This is a genomic window from Caballeronia sp. S22 (assembly GCF_964261745.1).
GTDB classification, from domain to species: Bacteria; Pseudomonadota; Gammaproteobacteria; order Burkholderiales; family Burkholderiaceae; genus Caballeronia; species Caballeronia jiangsuensis.
The window spans coordinates 1,872,192-1,889,972 of record NZ_OZ180035.1 but is presented as its reverse complement, the minus strand read 5'-3'; the positions used below and the strand labels follow the sequence as shown (position 1 = coordinate 1,889,972).

General features: G+C 62.9%; 14 protein-coding genes. 7 read left to right on the top strand and 7 right to left on the bottom strand.

Annotated elements, in window-relative coordinates:
* Positions 1-17 precede the first annotated feature (17 nt).
* Entirely contained in the window at positions 18-1,022 is a 1,005-nt protein-coding gene (ltaE, locus tag ACEN42_RS08870) for a low-specificity L-threonine aldolase (RefSeq protein ID WP_371879735.1), read from the top strand.
* A gap of 57 nt (positions 1,023-1,079) precedes the next feature.
* Here the strand turns inward: ltaE and ACEN42_RS08865 are convergent, their stop codons facing one another.
* A complete protein-coding gene (locus ACEN42_RS08865) occupies positions 1,080-2,273 on the bottom strand; it encodes a urate hydroxylase PuuD (RefSeq protein ID WP_035498847.1) in 1,194 nt (397 codons plus the stop codon).
* Between the two features lie 70 nt (positions 2,274-2,343).
* Positions 2,344-2,697: a hydroxyisourate hydrolase gene (gene uraH / locus ACEN42_RS08860; RefSeq protein WP_035498845.1), complete on the bottom strand. Its 354-nt coding sequence runs from the start codon at positions 2,695-2,697 to the stop codon at positions 2,344-2,346.
* Between the two features lie 483 nt (positions 2,698-3,180).
* Between uraH and ACEN42_RS08855 the strand changes: the two genes are divergently transcribed.
* A complete protein-coding gene (locus ACEN42_RS08855) occupies positions 3,181-4,545 on the top strand; it encodes an 8-oxoguanine deaminase (protein ID WP_371879734.1) in 1,365 nt (454 codons plus the stop codon).
* Positions 4,546-5,227: 682 nt separating this feature from the next.
* On the opposite strand, the gene ACEN42_RS08850 is transcribed toward ACEN42_RS08855, so the two are convergent.
* The gene (locus ACEN42_RS08850) at positions 5,228-6,160 is read right to left on the bottom strand and encodes a LysR substrate-binding domain-containing protein (protein ID WP_035498841.1); all 933 of its coding nucleotides are present in this window, start codon (positions 6,158-6,160) and stop codon (positions 5,228-5,230) included.
* Between the two features lie 271 nt (positions 6,161-6,431).
* On the opposite strand from ACEN42_RS08850, the gene ACEN42_RS08845 reads away from it, so the two are divergent.
* The 4 genes from ACEN42_RS08845 to ACEN42_RS08830 all read left to right on the top strand — a co-directional run bounded on the left by ACEN42_RS08845 (position 6,432) and on the right by ACEN42_RS08830 (position 11,253).
* The gene (locus ACEN42_RS08845) at positions 6,432-8,006 is read left to right on the top strand and encodes an ABC transporter ATP-binding protein (RefSeq protein ID WP_371879733.1); all 1,575 of its coding nucleotides are present in this window, start codon (positions 6,432-6,434) and stop codon (positions 8,004-8,006) included.
* Positions 8,007-8,011: 5 nt separating this feature from the next.
* Positions 8,012-9,118 (top strand): ABC transporter permease, encoded by a 1,107-nt coding sequence (locus ACEN42_RS08840; protein WP_238295850.1) that lies wholly within the window; start codon positions 8,012-8,014, stop codon positions 9,116-9,118.
* 13 nt (positions 9,119-9,131) lie between these two features.
* Entirely contained in the window at positions 9,132-10,061 is a 930-nt protein-coding gene (locus ACEN42_RS08835) for an ABC transporter permease (protein WP_238210485.1), read from the top strand.
* A gap of 106 nt (positions 10,062-10,167) precedes the next feature.
* Positions 10,168-11,253 carry a BMP family ABC transporter substrate-binding protein gene (locus ACEN42_RS08830; RefSeq protein WP_187604874.1) on the top strand — a complete coding sequence of 362 codons (1,086 nt, stop codon included), beginning with the start codon at positions 10,168-10,170 and terminating at the stop codon, positions 11,251-11,253.
* A 702-nt stretch (positions 11,254-11,955) separates the two neighbouring features.
* On the opposite strand, the gene ACEN42_RS08825 is transcribed toward ACEN42_RS08830, so the two are convergent.
* The 4 genes from ACEN42_RS08825 to ACEN42_RS08810 all read right to left on the bottom strand — a co-directional run bounded on the left by ACEN42_RS08825 (position 11,956) and on the right by ACEN42_RS08810 (position 15,196).
* Positions 11,956-12,162, bottom strand: coding sequence for a dodecin (locus ACEN42_RS08825; protein WP_035498835.1), 207 nt, complete (start codon positions 12,160-12,162; stop codon positions 11,956-11,958).
* Between the two features lie 214 nt (positions 12,163-12,376).
* On the bottom strand, positions 12,377-12,868 hold the full coding sequence (locus ACEN42_RS08820; protein ID WP_035498834.1) for a hypothetical protein: 492 nt from the start codon (positions 12,866-12,868) through the stop codon (positions 12,377-12,379).
* A 322-nt stretch (positions 12,869-13,190) separates the two neighbouring features.
* The gene (mscL, locus tag ACEN42_RS08815) at positions 13,191-13,634 is read right to left on the bottom strand and encodes a large conductance mechanosensitive channel protein MscL (RefSeq protein ID WP_035498832.1); all 444 of its coding nucleotides are present in this window, start codon (positions 13,632-13,634) and stop codon (positions 13,191-13,193) included.
* A gap of 176 nt (positions 13,635-13,810) precedes the next feature.
* Positions 13,811-15,196: a DUF2252 domain-containing protein gene (locus ACEN42_RS08810; protein WP_371879732.1), complete on the bottom strand. Its 1,386-nt coding sequence runs from the start codon at positions 15,194-15,196 to the stop codon at positions 13,811-13,813.
* A 245-nt stretch (positions 15,197-15,441) separates the two neighbouring features.
* Between ACEN42_RS08810 and glgX the strand changes: the two genes are divergently transcribed.
* Positions 15,442-17,652, top strand: a complete 2,211-nt coding sequence (glgX, locus tag ACEN42_RS08805) for a glycogen debranching protein GlgX (protein ID WP_371879731.1) — start codon at positions 15,442-15,444, stop codon at positions 17,650-17,652.
* Positions 17,653-17,781 lie beyond the last annotated feature (129 nt).

Here is a 17,781-nt window from a genome sequence, read left to right as displayed (position 1 = left end):
ATGACCCCCAACCCACGATGATCGATCTTCGCAGCGATACCGTCACCCGTCCCAGCCAGTCCATGCTCGCCGCCATGTCGGCCGCCGAAGTCGGCGACGATGTCTGGGGCGACGATCCCACCGTCATCCGCCTTCAGGCCGCGCTTGCCGAACGCACGGGCAAGGAAGCGGGCCTGTTCTTCCCGAGCGGCACGCAAAGCAACCTCGCCGCGTTGATGGCGCATTGCGAGCGCGGCGACGAGTACATCGTCGGGCAGTCCGCGCACACGTACAAATACGAAGGCGGCGGCGCGGCGGTGCTCGGCAGCATTCAGCCGCAGCCGATCGAAAACGCGCCCGACGGCTCGTTGCCGCTCGACAAGATCGCGGCCGCGATCAAGCCGATCGACAACCACTTCGCGCGCACGCGTCTGCTGGCGCTCGAGAACACCATCGGCGGAAAGGTGCTGCCGGCCGATTACGTGGCAAAGGCGACGAAGCTCGCGCGCGATCGCGGTTTGTCCACGCATCTCGACGGCGCGCGCGTGTTCAATGCCGCGGTGGCGTCGGACAAGCCGGTCAGGGATCTGTGCGCGCCGTTCGACAGCGTGTCGGTCTGCTTCTCGAAGGGTCTGGGCGCACCGGTCGGTTCGGTGCTGGTCGGATCGAAGGCGTTGATCGATGTCGCGAGCCGCTGGCGCAAGGTGCTCGGCGGCGGCATGCGTCAGTCGGGCCTGCTCGCCGCGGCGTGTCTGTATGCGCTCGATCATCACGTCGACGCGCTCGCGCAGGATCACGACAACGCTGCTCATCTCGCCGCGGGCCTTGCGCAAATCGATGGAATCGAGGTGCAATCGCACTCGACGAACATGGTCTTCGCTCAGATTCCCGAAGCGCATTGCGCACCGCTCGAAGCCTTTCTGAAGGAGCGCGGCATTCTCATGCAGATGCTCTATGCGTCGCGCTTCGTCACGCATCGCGATGTGTCGCGCGCGGATATCGATACCGTGATTCGCGCGGTGAAGGACTACTTCGCGCGTTGAATAAAAAATGCCCCGCTCGAACATCAGCGGGGCATTTCTCGACTCGGAACGGCAGACTTATTCGACGGCGCCGCCTGCAAACCACGCCGCCACCTTCTGACGCTCGGCATCGGTCATCTGCGTGACATTGCCGAGCGGCATCGCCTTCAGCGTCACGGCTTGCTGATGCACGCGCTGGGCGTTCTGCTTGATCTCGGCGGGCGTATCGAGCAACACGCCGGCGGGCGCGCTGCCCATCATCGTCGGATGCGCGGAGTGGCAGGTCGCGCAACGTTGCTGGATGATCGGCTGAATGTCGGAGACCTTGATCGTCGGCGCACCGGCGGCCTGTGCGACCGCCACGGTCGGCGCGGGCATCGTCCAAGCGAACGCGCCGAGCACCAGCACCAGACCCGCGACCGGCATGTACCACAGCACCTGGCCGCGATGGCGCATCACGAAGAACTGGCGAATGAGCGCGCCCGCCAGCATGATCAGCACGAGAATCAGCCAGTTGAACTTGTGCGTGTAGGTCATCGCGTAGTGGTTCGACAGCATCGCGAACACCACCGGCAGCGTGAAATACGTGTTGTGCACGGAGCGCTGCTTGCCGCGCTTGCCGTAGATCGCGTTCGGCGTTTCGCCCTTGAGCATCGCGGCGACCATCTTGCGCTGGCCCGGAATGATGACGAAGAACACGTTCGCCGACATGATCGTCGCGATCATCGCGCCGGTGATCAGATAGGCGGCGCGGCCCGCGAACACATGGCACGCAATGAACGCCGCGACCAGCACGTAGATGCCGACGCAGATGCCGAGCAGCTTGTCGTTGGTGCCGAGCACGCGGCACAGCGTGTCGTACACGATCCAGCCGGCCATCAGGAAGCCGAGCGCGGCGGACACGGCGACGACCGGGCCCATGTCGAGCACGCTCTTGTCGATGAGATAGGTGCTCGGCGACAGCAGATACAGCACGAAGAAGAGGCCGAAGCCCGACATCCACGTGGTGTAGGACGGCCAGAACGACCAGTGCAGGTTCTCCGGCATGTCCTGCGGCGCGACGGAATACTTCTGCATGTGATAGAAGCCGCCGCCGTGGACGTGCCAGAAATCGCCGAACACGCCGCGACGGCGCGCGTTCGGGTCCGTGGGCGGTTTCAGACTGTTATCGAGCGCAACGAAGTAGAACGATTCGCCGATCCATGCGATCGCGACGATGACGTGCAGACAGCGCAATACGAGATTGAGCCAGTCGGTGACAAAGCCTTCCATGTACTCCTCCACTACCGATTCGTTATGCGCACATCGTCAGATTTATGGGGACGGGCGCGATATATATGTTTTAGCTGCCGCGATACGTGCTGTACGCCCACGGCGATACGAGCAGCGGCACGTGATAGTGCGCGCCGGAATCCGCGATGCCGAAGCGCAACACGACGCGATCGACGAAGCGCGGCTCGGGCACCTTCACGCCGATCGTGGCGAAGTAGTCGCCCGCGTGGAACACCAGTTCGTATTCGCCGGTTTCCAGATCGGCGCCTTCGAGCAGCGGCGCATCGGCGCGGCCGTCGTCGTTGGTGTGGATGGTCTTGATCGCGCGGCGGGCGTCGCCGTTGAGCGCGAACAGCTCGACTTTGATGTTTGCGCCCGGGCGGCCGTGCGCGGTGTCGAGGACGTGGGTGGTGAGCTTGCCCATTCGCAGTTTCCTTGAGTTGTGCGAGATCCGGCTTTGCGCATCGATCCGAAATTCGGCACCTTGAAACGTCAGTGCGTCTGCGGCGGATCGAGGCTCCACGTCAGTGGCTACATACCCGTCGGCGTTTCAGATGCGCGCCGTGTACAGCATTGTAGGAATTTGAGACGCGCTGTGCGCCCGCGATAGGAAAGATAATGCCCAACGCATGACAGCGGCGCGTAAGCCTTGCCGCAAAGGGTTCGCCGACGTTCCCGGCGGCTTCCCGACGACTCTTCCGGCGATGCTACCCGCGCCAAAAATCGGGAATATATCGCCGCCGTGAAGACGACTATGACGGCAGTCTGATTGCGTCCGATTTTTTGATTGCGGACAGTGGCGGTGCGCGCAGTATCGATGGATATTTGCCGCGTCCCGAAGACGGCGGCAGACGCTGGGTAACCGGGGCTTTTACTGGTTCCCTTACCGTCTCTGGAGATAACGCAGATGCCACGCAGTCTTTTGGTCAAAAACGCTCACATGCTCGTCACGATGGACGAGCAGCGCCGTGAAATTCGCGACGGCGGCATGTATATCGAAGACAACCGGATCGTGCAGGCGGGACCGACGAGCGAATTGCCGCAAACCGCCGACGAGGTGCTCGACATGCGCGGCCATCTCGTGATTCCGGGCCTCGTCAACACGCACCATCACATGTATCAGAGCCTGACGCGGGCGATTCCCGCGGCGCAAAACGCCGAGTTGTTCGGCTGGCTCACGAATCTCTACAAGATCTGGGCGCATCTCACGCCCGACATGATCGACATCTCGACCAAGACCGCGATGGCCGAGCTGCTGCTTTCCGGCTGCACGACGTCGAGCGACCATCTGTATATCTATCCGAACGGCAGCCGGCTCGATGACAGCATCGCGGCGGCGCGCGAAATCGGCATGCGTTTTCATGCGGCGCGCGGCAGCATGAGCGTGGGACAGAGGGATGGCGGCTTGCCGCCCGATTCGGTCGTCGAAAAGGAGGACGCGATTCTGAAGGACTCGCAGCGCCTGATCGAGACGTATCACGACGAAGGCCGCTACGCGATGCTGCGCGTGGTCGTCGCGCCTTGCTCGCCGTTTTCGGTGAGCCGCGAATTGATGCGCGACGCGGCGCTGCTTGCGCGCGAATACGGCGTGTCGCTGCACACGCATCTGGCCGAGAACGTGAACGATGTCGCGTACAGCCGCGAGAAATTCGGCATGACGCCCGCGGAATATGCCGAGGACCTCGGCTGGGTCGGGCATGACGTGTGGCATGCGCACTGCGTGCAACTGGACAAGCCGGGCATCGAACTGTTCGCGCGCACGGGAACGGGCGTCGCGCATTGTCCCTGCTCGAACATGCGGCTGGCATCCGGCATCGCGCCGATCCGCGCGATGCGTGATGCGGGCGTGCCGGTTGGTATCGGCGTGGACGGCTCGGCGTCGAACGATGGCGCGCAGATGGTCGCGGAAGTGCGGCAGGCGCTGCTTTTGCAGCGTGTCGGGTTCGGTCCGGATGCGATGACGGCGCGTGAGGCGCTTGAAATCGCGACGCTCGGTGGCGCGAAAGTGCTCAATCGCGATGATATCGGCGCGCTCGCGCCTGGGATGGCGGCGGATTTCGTGTCGTTCGATCTTTCGCAGACGGCGTTTGCGGGCGCGTTGCATGATCCGGTGGCGGCGCTGGTGTTCTGCGCGCCGTCGCAGGTGTCGACGAGTGTTATCGATGGGAAGATCGTGGTGAAGGATGGGCGGTTGACGACGGTCGATTTGGGCGCGGTGGTGGAGCGCCATAATCGCCTGGCGCGGGGGCTGGTTGAGGCTTCGGGTTTGTGAGGGTTCGGTTTGGGCGGGGGCTTGCTTTTCGGCTTCTATGGATGGCCTGAGTTCGCGGTGGTCTATTAGCACTGCCCCTCCCCGGGGCGGGGGTCACTTTCTTTGCTGCTGCAAAGAAAGTAACCAAAGAAAGCAGCTTCTCACCGCCCGCGGTCACACGCACGTTAGCCATGCTTGCCAGCCGCAGGCGGCACTCGCCTAAGTGTCGCCCTCGAAGGCCCATCCGGGCTTGGCTCGCGCACGGTCTGCCGCACTAAATGTTTTGGCGCGTTGGTTCAGCACCAAAGAGTTCCGGCACAGCGCTACGCGCTGCCGTTGGGTATGCAAGGGAAACCATCGAAGAAGCGTGCGCAAACCCGATTGACCCATCGGCCGCGAAGCGGGCCGGAGCTATTTGGTGCTGAACCAGTTTGTTGTGTGGTGCGATGGGTCGGACCGTGCGCGGTCCAAGCCCTTGTCTGCTTGTGGGGGCACTCTCTACTGCCGGGCCATTAGGCCAATTGCCTGTGCCGCGGCCGGTGTGAGGTGCTTAGGCTGGGGAAAGCTGTTTCTTTGGTTACTTTCTTTGCAGCAGCAAAGAAAGTGACCCCCGCCCCGGGGAGGGGCAGAGCAAATAGACCGACGCGAAAACAGGTTTCACGAACGAACGCAAAGACAAGCGAGCGAAAAACCAAAAGCAACATCAAGGCTGATCGATCAACGACCGCGTCGCCTCGGCGACGAGCCCCCGCAGCCAGCGAACCTCATCGGAATAATGACACCGCTCATGCCACAACTGGTAATACTGCATCGGCGGGAAATCGAGCGGCGCCGGCACGACCGCGAGCGGCAGAAACCGCGCGTAATGGTCCGCGAAAAGCCGCGTCGTCGTGAAGACGAGATCCGACTTGATCAACACATAAGGCGCGAGATTGAAGTACGGCAACGTAACGACGACATGACGCTTCAAACGCTCCCGCGCAAGATGCACGTCGATCGCACCGCGCTGCCCGACGGAATAGGGCGTCGGCGCGAGATGCGGCGCGTTCAGGTACTGATCGAGCGTGAGCCCGCCGCGCTTGGCGAACGGATGCTGATTGCTGACGAGACACACGATCTTGTCGACGAACAGATTGGAGAGGTGCAACTGTTCGGGCGGCTCGGGCCAGTTGCCCACGACGATATCGAGCTTGCCGTCCTCGAGCGCCAGCTCGTAATCGAACGCGGGGCCGAGCGAATGGAACTCGAGCGTCGCGTCGGGCGCAGCCTGCCGGAATCGTTCGACGACGGTCGGCACGAACAGCACGTTCAGATAGTCGGGACAGCCGATGCGATAGCACCGCACCGACGTCGAAGGATCGAAGTTGTGCTGCTGGACCTTGATGCGCTCGATTTCGCGCAGCGCGTTCTGCGTAGGTTCGAGCAGGCGCAGACCATATTCGGTCGGCACCATGCCGGACTTGCCGCGCACGAGCAACGGGTCGCCGGTGATATCGCGCAACCGGCGCAAGGCGGCGCTGATGGCGGGTTGCGACTGATTGAGCTTGACGGCCGCACGCGTCACGCTGCGTTCCATCAAGAGGGTATGCAAGACGCGTAACAGATACGTATCGATCGCCTCGCGTTGCTGACTCATGTTATCTCCACTATATGTTCTGGCTGATCGATGCGGGGGTGCAACATATCATTTTTAATATGACGTAAAAATTTCGTCAAGGTGTGGCTTACCCGCAAACACTGGCTTTAGCGGTACGCAACACATAATTTTGAGTTATCGACTTAGCGTCCCGAATTCTGTAAATTCTGCCCGCGATATGAGTTTGTGCGACACCGCCGTGTCACGCGCTCGTGAGCGGTAACTTTTCCAGCCCGGTCTGCTCGGTGGCCAGGCGCATTTCTGGATTTCAATGGGCGACGCCATTTCCACGTCGATGACGCCACCGCGCCTGGCGTTGTCGGGTATCAGCAAACAGTATCCGTCCGTCAAGGCGAACGACGGCGTGAATCTCGTCGTCATGCCGGGGGAAATTCACGCCGTGCTCGGCGAGAACGGCGCGGGCAAATCCACGCTGATGAAAATCATCTACGGCGCGGTGCGCCCGGATGAAGGCGAAATCCGCTGGCAGGGCGAAACGGTCGAGATCGGCAGCCCGGCCGCCGCGCGCAAGCTCGGCATCGGCATGGTGTTTCAGCACTTCTCGCTGTTCGAGACGCTTACGGTCGGCGAGAACATCGCGCTCGCGCTCGACGAGAAGTTCGACATGAAGGCGCTCGGCAAACGCATCCGCGAAGTGTCGAAGGACTACGGCCTCGATGTCGATCCGCAGCGGCACGTGCACAGCCTCACCGTCGGCGAGCGGCAACGCGTGGAAATCGTGCGCTGCCTGCTGCAGAATCCGCGTCTGCTCATCATGGACGAGCCGACCTCGGTGCTCACGCCGCAGGCCGTGCAGAAACTCTTCAAGGTGCTGCGACGCCTCGCCTCCGAAGGTTGCAGCATTCTCTACATCAGCCACAAGCTCGACGAAATCCAGTCGCTCTGCGAAAACGCCACCGTGATGCGAGGCGGGCGCGTGACCGGCAACGTCGATCCGCGCAAGGAAACGCAGGCATCGCTCGCGCAACTGATGGTCGGCCATTCGCTACCCGACTACACGCGCCGCGAGCACAATCCGGGCGAGGTGCGGCTCGCGGTGAAGAACCTGTCGGTGGCGAGCCCCGATCCGTTCGGCACATCGCTGGAGAACGTCTCGTTTTCCGTGCACGCGGGCGAGATCTTCGGCATCGCGGGCGTGTCGGGCAACGGACAGGCGGAACTGCTCGCGGCGCTCTCGGGCGAAATCCGCGACCGTCACGTCGCGCCCGATGCCGTCTCGATCTGCGGCAAGTCCGCCGCGCGTCTGACCGCGGGCGGACGACGCCGGCTCGGCTTCGCGTTCGTGCCCGAGGAACGCCTCGGGCGCGGCGCGGTTCCGGCGATGTCCCTCGCCGATAACGGTCTGCTCACCGCGCATCGCGAAAACATGGTGCGCGGCGGCTGGATCAGATCGGGCACGGTGAAGTCGTTCGCCGAGCGCTGCATCAAGTCGTTCGACGTGCGCTGCGGCGGCAGCGATGCGCTCGCGCAGAGCCTGTCGGGCGGCAACCTGCAGAAGTTCATCGTCGGGCGCGAGATTCTTCAGGAGCCGAAGGTGCTCGTGGTCGCGCAGCCGACCTGGGGCGTCGATGTCGGCGCGGCGGGCTTCATCCGCCAGCAACTGCTCGATCTGTCGGCGCGGGGCGTGGCCATCCTCGTCATTTCCGAGGAGCTCGAAGAACTCTTCGACATCTGCGACCGGCTCGCCGTGATCGCGCGCGGCAAGCTCTCGCCGGTGCGCAAGACGAGCGAAACCAACGCGGAGGAAGTCGGCCTCTTCATGGCCGGCCTTTTCGAAGGCAAGTCCGCGCCCGCCGCCGAACCCGACTCTCTCTTGAAGCATTAAGCACGATGATCTTCCCCTATCGACTCGAAGCGCGCCCGACGCCCTCGCGCGCCATGCAGCTCGCGGTGCCGGTGGTTGCCGCCGTCGCGACGCTCGTCATCGGCTTTCTGATTTTCAGTCTCGTCGGCCAGGACCCGTTGCGCGCGATGCACGCGTTCTTCATCGAGCCGCTGTCGAGCGTCAACGGCTGGTCCGAGCTCGTGCTGAAAGCGTCGCCGTTGTGTCTGATCGGACTCGGGCTCGCGGTCGGCTATCGCGCGAACGTGTGGAACATCGGCGCGGAAGGGCAGATGCTGCTCGGCGGCATCGTCGCGGGCGGCATCGCGATCCATGTCGGCGATGCTTCCGGCTGGTGGACGCTGCCGCTGATGATGGCGGGCGGCGTCATCGGCGGGATGGTGTGGGCGGGGATTCCCGCGCTGCTGAAGAGCCGCTTCAACACCAACGAAATCCTGACGAGCCTGATGCTCACCTACGTCGCGGCGCAATTGCTGATCTATCTGGTGAGCGGCCCGTGGCGCGACCCGGAAGGCATGAACTTCCCGATCTCGGCGATGTTCGGCGACGATGCGCTGTTCCCGCGTCTCTACGGCGACTGGCACTGGGCGTGGCTCAAGGGCACGCGCATCAACGCGTCGGTGTTTCTGACGGCGATCGCGATTCCGTGCGTGTGGCTCTTCATGCGCAAGAGCTTCGCGGGCTTCCGGATGAACGTCGGCGGTCTTGCACCGCTCGCCGCGCGCTACGCCGGTTTCTCCGACAAGAAAACGATCTGGACATCGCTGCTCTTGTCCGGCGGCCTCGCGGGCCTTGCCGGCATGGGCGAAGTGGCCGGTCCGATCGGCCAGCTTCAGGCGGGCTGGTCGCCGGGCTACGGCTTCACGGCGATCATCGTCGTGTTCGTGGGACGTCTGCATCCGGTGGGCATCGTGCTCGCGAGCCTGCTGATGGCGCTCCTGTATCTCGGCGGCGAAGCCGTGCAGACCTCGCTGCAATTGCCGCAAGCGCTCGCGGGCGTGTTTCAGGGCTTGCTGCTCTTTTGCCTGCTCGGCTGCGACCTGTTCGTGAATTACCGCATCAAGCGCAGGACGCCTGCGCATCACGCCGCATGACGAGGCAATAAAAATGGACATCAATCAGGCCAGCAACCTCGCGTCGAGCGCCGTGATCGCCGCCATCCCGCTGATGTACGCGGGCGCGGGCGAACTCGTCGCGGAAAAATCGGGCGTCCTGAATCTCGGCGTCGAAGGGATGATGCTGATGGGCGCCGTCACCGGCTACGCCGTCACCGCGATCACCGGAAGTCCGTGGCTGGGCATCGTCGCGTCCGTGTTCGCGGGACTCGCGATGGCGCTGCTGTTCGGCTTTCTCACCATCACGATGCTCGCCAATCAGGTCGCGACGGGCCTGTCGCTGACGATCTTCGGCATCGGCTTTTCGGCGTATGTCGGCAAGCCGTATACGTCGGCGGCGGTGCGCGCGAGCATCGACGTGATGCCGCTTCCCGGCCTCGCGAACATTCCCGTGCTCGGCCCCGCGATCTTCTCGCTCACGCCGCTCGGCTATCTCGCGTTCATCATGTTCGGCGTGATCGGCTGGTTCCTCTACAAGACGCGCGCGGGGCTCGTGCTGCGCTCGGTCGGCGAATCGCCCGCGGTCGCGCATGCGGTGGGCTTTCCGGTCGTCGGCGTGCGTTATGGCGCGACGCTCTTCGGCGGCGCGATGGCCGGCATCGCGGGCGGCTATTACTCGATCGTCTATCTGCACGTCTGGCAGGAACAGTTGACTTCGGGCCGCGGCTGGATTGCGCTTGCGCTCGTCGTGTTCGCGACCTGGAGGCCGGGCCGCCTGCTGATCGGTGCGCTGCTCTTCGGCGCGGTGATGGCGCTGCAGTTTTACGCGCAGGCGATCGGCGTGCCCGTACCGACGCAATTCCTCGCGATGCTGCCGTATATCGCAACGATCGTCGTGCTCGTGCTCATCTCGCGCAACCCGAACACGATCAAGCTCAACGCGCCCGCATCGCTCGGCAAGCCGTTTTTCGCGGCGAGCTGATGCTGTTGTTCTCGCGCAGCATCGCGGTTTCGCTCTCATTTTTGACCGACCAAACTGACGCGGGGCTGCATGACCGCTTCACACAACATCGACCAGGAGAATCACAATGAATAAACCATGGCTGAAGGCGATCACCGCGACGGTCGCATTGTCCGCCACCGTCGCGGCCCTGAGCGCGCGGGCAGCGGATGCGCCGGGCGTCGCGTTCGTCTATCTCGGCAATCCGGGCGATGCGGGCTGGACCTTCGCGCACGATGCGGGCAGCAAGGAAGCCGAAGCGAAGTTCGGCAGCAAGATCAAGATCACGCGCGTGGAGAACGTGCCTGAGTCGGCGGATTCGGAGCGCGTGTTCCGCGATCTCGCGAACAAGGGCAACAAGGTCATCTTCGCGACGAGCTTCGGCTATCAGGATTTCGCGCTGAAGGTCGCGAAGGATTTCCCGGACACCATCTTCCTGACGGCAACGGGCTTCAAGAAGGCGAAGAACTTCGGCACCTATGACGTGCGCATGTATCAGGGCGCGTATCTGGCGGGCGTCGCCGCGGGCTACGTGACGAAGACCAACACGCTCGGCTTCGTCGCGTCGGTGCCGATTCCGGAAGTCGTGCGCAACATCAACGCCTACACGATGGGCGCGCGCTCCGTGAACCCGAAGGTCCATACGAAGGTCATCTGGATCAATAGCTGGTTCGATCCGGGCAAGGAAAAGCAGGCTGCCGAAACGCTGATCGGGCAGGGTGCCGACGTGCTGCTGCAGAACACGGATTCGAATGCGACGCTCAATACCGCCGCCGAGAAGAAAGTCTTCGCGTTCGGCTGGGATTCGAACATGAAGAAGTTTGGCCCGAGCGCGCATCTGGGCTCGGTGGTCGCGCACTGGGGCGTGTACTACAACACGGTGATCCAGCAAGTGCTCGACGGCAAGTGGAAGAACGATCCGGTGTGGCTCGGCATTCCGCAGAAGGCTGTCGATCTCGAAGATTTGAACACTGGCGCGATTCCCGCGAAGGCGGTGCAGGCGGTTGCCGCGAAGCGTGACGAACTGCATACGGGCAAGTGGGATGTGTTCAGTGGTCCGATCAAGGATCAGTCAGGCGCGGAGAAGGTGCCGGCGGGCAAGACGCTTTCCGATCCGGAACTGCAGCGGATCAATTGGTATGTCGAGGGGGTCGACGGGTCGTTGCCGAAGTAAGTTTTTTTGCGATTGATCCCGTGATCGTGTCGGTTTATTAGCACTGCCCCTGTGCGGGGCGGCACCTACTTTCTTTGCTGCTGCAAAGAAAGTAGGCAAAGAAAGCAGCTCGTCCAAGCCCGCGGTCACACGCACGTTGGCCATGCTTGCCAGCCCGCGGTGGCCCTCGCCTAAGTGTCGCCCTCACAGGCCCAATCGGGCTTGGCTCGCGCACGGTCTGCCGCACCAAATGTTTTAGCGAGCTGGTTCAGCACGAAATAGCTTCGGCACAGCGCTACGCGCTGCCGTCGGGTACGCGAGGGAAACCATCGAAGAAGCCCGCGCGCACCCGATTGACCCATCGGCCGCGAAGCGGGCCGGAGCTATTTGGTGCTGAACCAGTTTGTTCTGTGGCGCGATGTGTCAGACCGTGCGCGGTCCAAGCCCTTGTCTGCTTGTGCGGGCACTCGCTACTGCCGGGCCATTCAGCCAATCGCCTGTGCCGCGGCCGGTTTGAAGTGCTTAGGCTGGGGATAGCTGTTTCTTTGGTTACTTTCTTTGCAGCAGCAAAGAAAGTGACTGCCGCCCCGCACAGGGGCAGAGCTAATAGACCGACGCGAAAACGGGATCCGGCAAAAAGCCGGCCCCGGCATGCACGCATCCATCATCGAACGCCAACGGGATCGGCCAAAAGCCCACCCCCGGCTCGCGGGGGCGCCGCCATCAATCGATACGCAGTCCCACCTTGATCGTCACCTGCCAGTGCAGGACCTTGCCATCATCGATGTGTCCTCGTGTTTCCACCACTTCGAACCAGTGCATGTTGCGCAGCGTTTTCGACGCCTTCTCGAGCGCGACGCGCACGGCGTCATCGCTCGATTGCGGCGATGAGCCGGTCAATTCGATCTGCTTGTAGACGTGTTCCGACATGGTGTTCTCCTTGTAGTCCCTCAAGGGGATGTCTTCCGATGCAGCAAGGCACGCGCCATCACGCTTTCGCGCGTGGCTTCCATTAAAGGACAGGAACGCTTACGGGAGTAGTCGGGGTTTGCGCGAAGCACGTCGATGCGCAGACAACGGCACGCGAGGCCTCGTTCACGAGGCCCGCATGCATCGGGGACAAACAGGAAAGCTCAGAGAAGGATCAACGCAGCGGCCGTGAGGCAGCATCGCCCGCGTCCTGACGGCGCGTGCCGCGACGCCTGCGCGCCGAAACCGTCGCGCCGAATTCGCTCAGGATCTGCGTTCGGGCGCGGCTCGCGAACACGAGGAAACCAAAGCCGTTCGCCTCGTACCAGTAACCGCCGTTCTCCAGTCCGTCGAGTGGCTGCTCGAGCGCATTGGTGATCGATTCGACACAACGCCTGTGCAGCTCGTCGATGGCCGGGTACGGCGGCTGGGCGCCGCGCACGCTGCACAGAAGAACATCGAGCCCCGGCAGGACATGCGCGTACAGCACCGGTTCATCCTGGGCGCGAGCTCGGGCAATCTTCGTGTCGAGCTGACCAAATGGCTTGAAATGCCGCAGCACGGCGAGAAAAGACTCGTCGCCATCGGCCTTCACGCGCTTACGCTTTTTCGGGAAGGACATAAAAACTCGCCTGAAAAAGAATTGCAAGAAACGCAGCGTCCTCATGCGGCCACTCCCGTCTTGCGCGCCGCACGTCGATCTTTTATAGCGCATCGATGTGATTAGGTCACGGTGAATCGGGCCATTCGTCATTGTGACCGGCAAAACGCCGGTGCACGTTCCTGGCGCATGATTCGTGCCGATGACCGTTTGGCGGCCCGCTTGGCATCCCTCTGAGCATCTATCCCAATAATAGTCCCGCTGCTACCCGCGCGAACAGCTTTCGTAAAGAAAAAAGCGGGTGGGCGCACCAAGCGTGCGGGGTGACTCTTTGGGCAGACCCATGCGCATCGCACGGGTTCCGCCCGTTTCGAGCGGGTTTGCCCGGCTAGACGCGCGGCGCGTTCTTGAGTTCGTCGCGGATTTCGCGCAGCAGCAGCACGTCTTCCGGCGTCGCGGGCGGCGGCGTGGTTTCGGAAGGCTTGCGCAGATTGTTGATGAACTTGACCATCAGAAAGATGATGAACGCGAGGATGATGAAGTTGATCAGCGTCGTGATGAACGAGCCGTAGCCGAACACGGCGACGCCCGCCGTCTGCAAGTCCTTGTACGAATCCGGATTGCCCTTGAAGGTTGGCGGTATCTGTCCGAGTTTTACGAATAGGTTTGAAAAGTCCAGGCCGCCGGTGGCAAGACCGACGACCGGCATGATCAGATCCTTCACGACGGAGTTCACGATCGTCGAGAATGCGCCGCCGATGATGACACCGACCGCGAGGTCCATGACGTTGCCCTTCAGGGCGAAGTTCTTGAATTCTTCGATCATGCTCATGCGCGGCTTCCTCCAGTTTGAGTTAGACGGTTGTGCGGGCCAAAGCGGCAGCAAGGGCTATGCCATTGAGACATCCGCGAAACGCGCAGCGAAGTGTTTCATCGCGGACAGCGTCAATGATAGTCAATTCGACTGCGGACCGCCCGCGTGCCGAAAATCGCGCACGCCCGCGATCATCATGCGGCAGGCACGCGGCCCACGCTGATCGCCGCGCAAAAGGCGGCGTGATCGGCGACTGTCTGCGCGCCGTAGCGCTCAGCCCAGCTCGCGTAGGCCGCGTCGAGTCGATCCGAGTTGCCGCAATACCCCGCGATGAGCGCGGCGTCGCCCGTGCGCGCGTGGGCCCGGCCGAGCAGGAGGCCGAGACACCACGCGTAAAAATCGAAGGTGGCGCCGTGCAGCCAGTCCATGGGAATCGAGCCGCGAATCTGTTTCATCTGTCGTACGTAGAAATCGCGGCCGGATATGGTCGTCCAGCCGAGCAGCGCGTCCGACGAACTCTGCAAAAGCCGCTGGCCATGCACGACACGCCGTCCCTGATGCCGATACGGTTCGTCGAGCGGCGGCACGAAGGGCGCGGCGGCGGGCACGATGCCTTCCTTCACCTGAATGAAAAGCGGATCGCCGAGCGCGCGCCCGAGCATCAGCACGAGATACGCGCGCGTGCCGACACTGCCCACGCCGACGACGCGATGCGCCACATCCACGACGTCGTAGCGCTCGAGCATCATGCGCCATTCGCCCGCGATGGTCTGCAGATACGCCTTCAGGCCATCGATCACATGATTTTTTTCGGCGGCGTCGAGACTCGTGAGGATCGGCGGATCGACCTTGAAGCGATAGCTCTTGCCGACAGGTTCCGCGACTTTCGCGAGCATCGTCGCGTGCGAGCGCTTCATCGCGCGCTCGACGGTCTTTTCGATGGTCGCTTTTTCGTCGGCGTCGAGCTTGGTCGGGGCGTCCATGTGCAACGCGCTCGCGTAGGAGCGCATCTGCCAGAGATCGTAGGGGCTCACTTGCCAGAGATCGGCCATCGTCGTGCGATACGCGGCACATGCCGAGCGCACCGCGCGCTCGCGCCCGGCGGCGTCGACGCCGTTCTCGCGCGCCGCCACGTTGATGCTCGCGGTCAGGCGCTTCAGATCCCATTCCCAGGGACCGACTAGCGTTTCGTCGAAGTCGTTCAGATCGAACACGACGTCCTGGCGCGGCGTGCGAAAAAGGCCGAAATTATTGACGTGCGCATCGCCGTCGATGATGACGTTGTGCCCGATCGACGGGGACTTCGCCAGATCCCACGCCATCACGGTCGCGGAGCCGCGCAGGAACGCGAATGGCGACTCGGCCATGCGCTGCATGCGCAGCGGAATAAGCCGCTCCTGCCGGCCTGCGTTGCCCGCGAGCACGCGCTCGACGGGATCGGGCCTGTCGTGCTCAGGCGACCACGCGCCGTGGGCGTCGAACGGAACCGCGTCGCGCAACGCGCGGCCGGTCGCACGGCTTTCTTCGGCGGTGCCGTTGAGCGGTGAATTCGACGTCGCGGAAGCTGGGCGTGTGGACAAGGCGTATTCTCCTTCGGCGATGGGCGCGTGCGTCGAACGTGCCGGGGAGCGTCGGGCACGGAACGTTTTACACGCGGCGCGTGGCGAGCATGAGGCGTCGGATGTCGCGGAAGGTATGAAGCAAGCGGCGCGCCGACACAGCGCAAACGGGCACGCTAAATGCTCCTTACGATCGGCTTGAAGCCCCGCAATGCCAACGCACGATTCCGACGCAGCGCGCGTCAACCATTCGAACACATCATCTCATGCCGAACGAAATCCGCATTGCCGAAGGCTCCCCGTTTCCGCTCGGCGCTAACTGGGACGGAAAGGGCGTCAATTTCGCGCTCTTTTCCGCGAACGCGACCAAGGTCGAGCTGTGTCTCTTCGACGAGAAGGGCGAGAAGGAAACGCAGCGCATCGAGCTGCCCGAATACACCGATGAAGTCTGGCACGTCTACGTGCACGGGCTCGAACCCGGCGCGGTCTACGGCTATCGCGTGCACGGTCCTTACGAACCGGAAGCGGGACATCGCTTCAATCCGAACAAGCTGCTGCTCGATCCTTACGCGAAGGCGCACGTCGGCACGCTGCAATGGGATCCGGCCTTGTTCGGCTACACGCTCGACGCCGAAGGCGACGATCTCACCTTCGACGAACGCGACAGCGCGCCTTTCATGCAGAAGTGTCAGGTCATCGATCAGACCTTCAGCTGGACGCACGCGACGCGCGTGCGCGTCCCGTGGGAACACACGATCTTCTACGAGACGCACGTGCGCGGCTACACGAAGCTGCATCCGGCGATTCCCGAGCACATGCGCGGCACCTTCGAAGGGCTCGGGCAGAAGGAGGTGGTCGAGTACATCAAGAGCCTCGGCGTGACATCGGTGGAACTGTTGCCGATCCATACGTTCGTCAACGACAGTTATCTGCTCGACAAGGGCCTCACGAATTACTGGGGCTACAACACGATCGGCTTTTTCGCTGCCGATCCGCGCTATTTCGCGCGCGGGCCGGGCGTCGTCGCCGAGTTCAAGGAGATGGTCGACCGGCTGCACGAAGCCGGCCTCGAAGTGATTCTCGACGTCGTGTACAACCACACCGCCGAAGGCAACGAGCGCGGGCCGACGCTGTCGTTCCGCGGCATCGACAATGCGTCGTACTACCGGCTCATGCCGGAGGAATCGCGCTACTACATCAACGATACCGGCACGGGCAACACGCTCAATCTCTCGCATCCGCGCGTGCTGCAGATGGTCACCGACAGCCTGCGCTACTGGGTGACGGAGATGAATGTCGACGGTTTCCGCTTCGACCTCGCGACGATCCTCGGCCGCGAGCCGTACGGCTTCGACGAAGGCGGCGGCTTTCTCGACAGTTGCCGGCAGGACCCGATTCTGTCGAGCGTCAAGCTCATCGCGGAGCCGTGGGATTGCGGGCCGGGCGGCTATCAGGTCGGCGGCTTTCCGCCGGGCTGGGCGGAATGGAACGATCGCTATCGCGACACGGTGCGCGAGTTCTGGAAGGGCGACGAAGGCGTCGCGCCGGAACTGGCGACGCGCATCACCGCATCGGGCGACAAGTTCAACAAGCGCGGACGCAGGCCGTGGGCGAGCGTCAATTTCATCACCGCGCACGACGGTTTCACGCTGAACGATCTCGTGTCGTACAACGAAAAACACAACGAGGCGAACGGCGAGGATAACAACGACGGCCATTCGGACAACAAGTCGTGGAACTGCGGCGCCGAAGGCCCGACGGACGACGCGGAAATCCGCACGCTGCGCGAACGCCAGAAGCGCAACATGCTCGCGACGCTCCTGTTCTCGCAAGGCACGCCGATGCTGCTCGCTGGCGACGAATTCGGCCGCACGCAGAAGGGCAACAACAACGCGTACTGCCAGGACGACGACATCAGCTGGGTGAACTGGGACCTCGACGACGATGGCCGCGCGCTCGCCGAGTTCGTGCGCAAACTGACGACGCTGCGTCACACGCTGCCTGTGCTGCGGCGCCAGCGCTTCCTCACGGGCGAATACAACGAGGACTTGCAGGTTGCCGACGTCAGATGGCTCGGCACGACCGGCGACGAGCTCACGCAGGAGCAATGGGACGATCCGAACATGCGCTGCTTCGCGATCGTCTTCGACGGCCGCGCGCAGGCGACCGGCATCCGCAAGCCGGCGTCGGACGCAACGCTTTTGCTGATCGTGAACGCGTATCACGACGTGGTCGATTTCACGCTGCCCGATATTCCGGGCCCCGACGAATGGATCTGTCTGATCGACACGAATGCGCCGATCCGCGAGGAATTGCCGGAGTTCGGTTCGGACGACGTGTATCAGGTGACGGGGCGCTCGCTGCTGTTGTTCGCGCTTCAGCCGCGCGGCGCGACGAGGCGGATTTTCAAGCGTCTGGAGGAAGCGCTGACGGACGAAGCGCCGCCCGAAAGCGACGAGAAGAAAGCGGAAGGCTGAAGCTCGCGTCGACGGGCCGTCATGCGCGACCGGGTATCATGCGATTCTTTGCACTAGAGACAGGAGGCGGCGCGAGCCGCCTTCTTTTTTCCACGATGCCTGTTTCATTCACGCATGAACGCGCGCTCA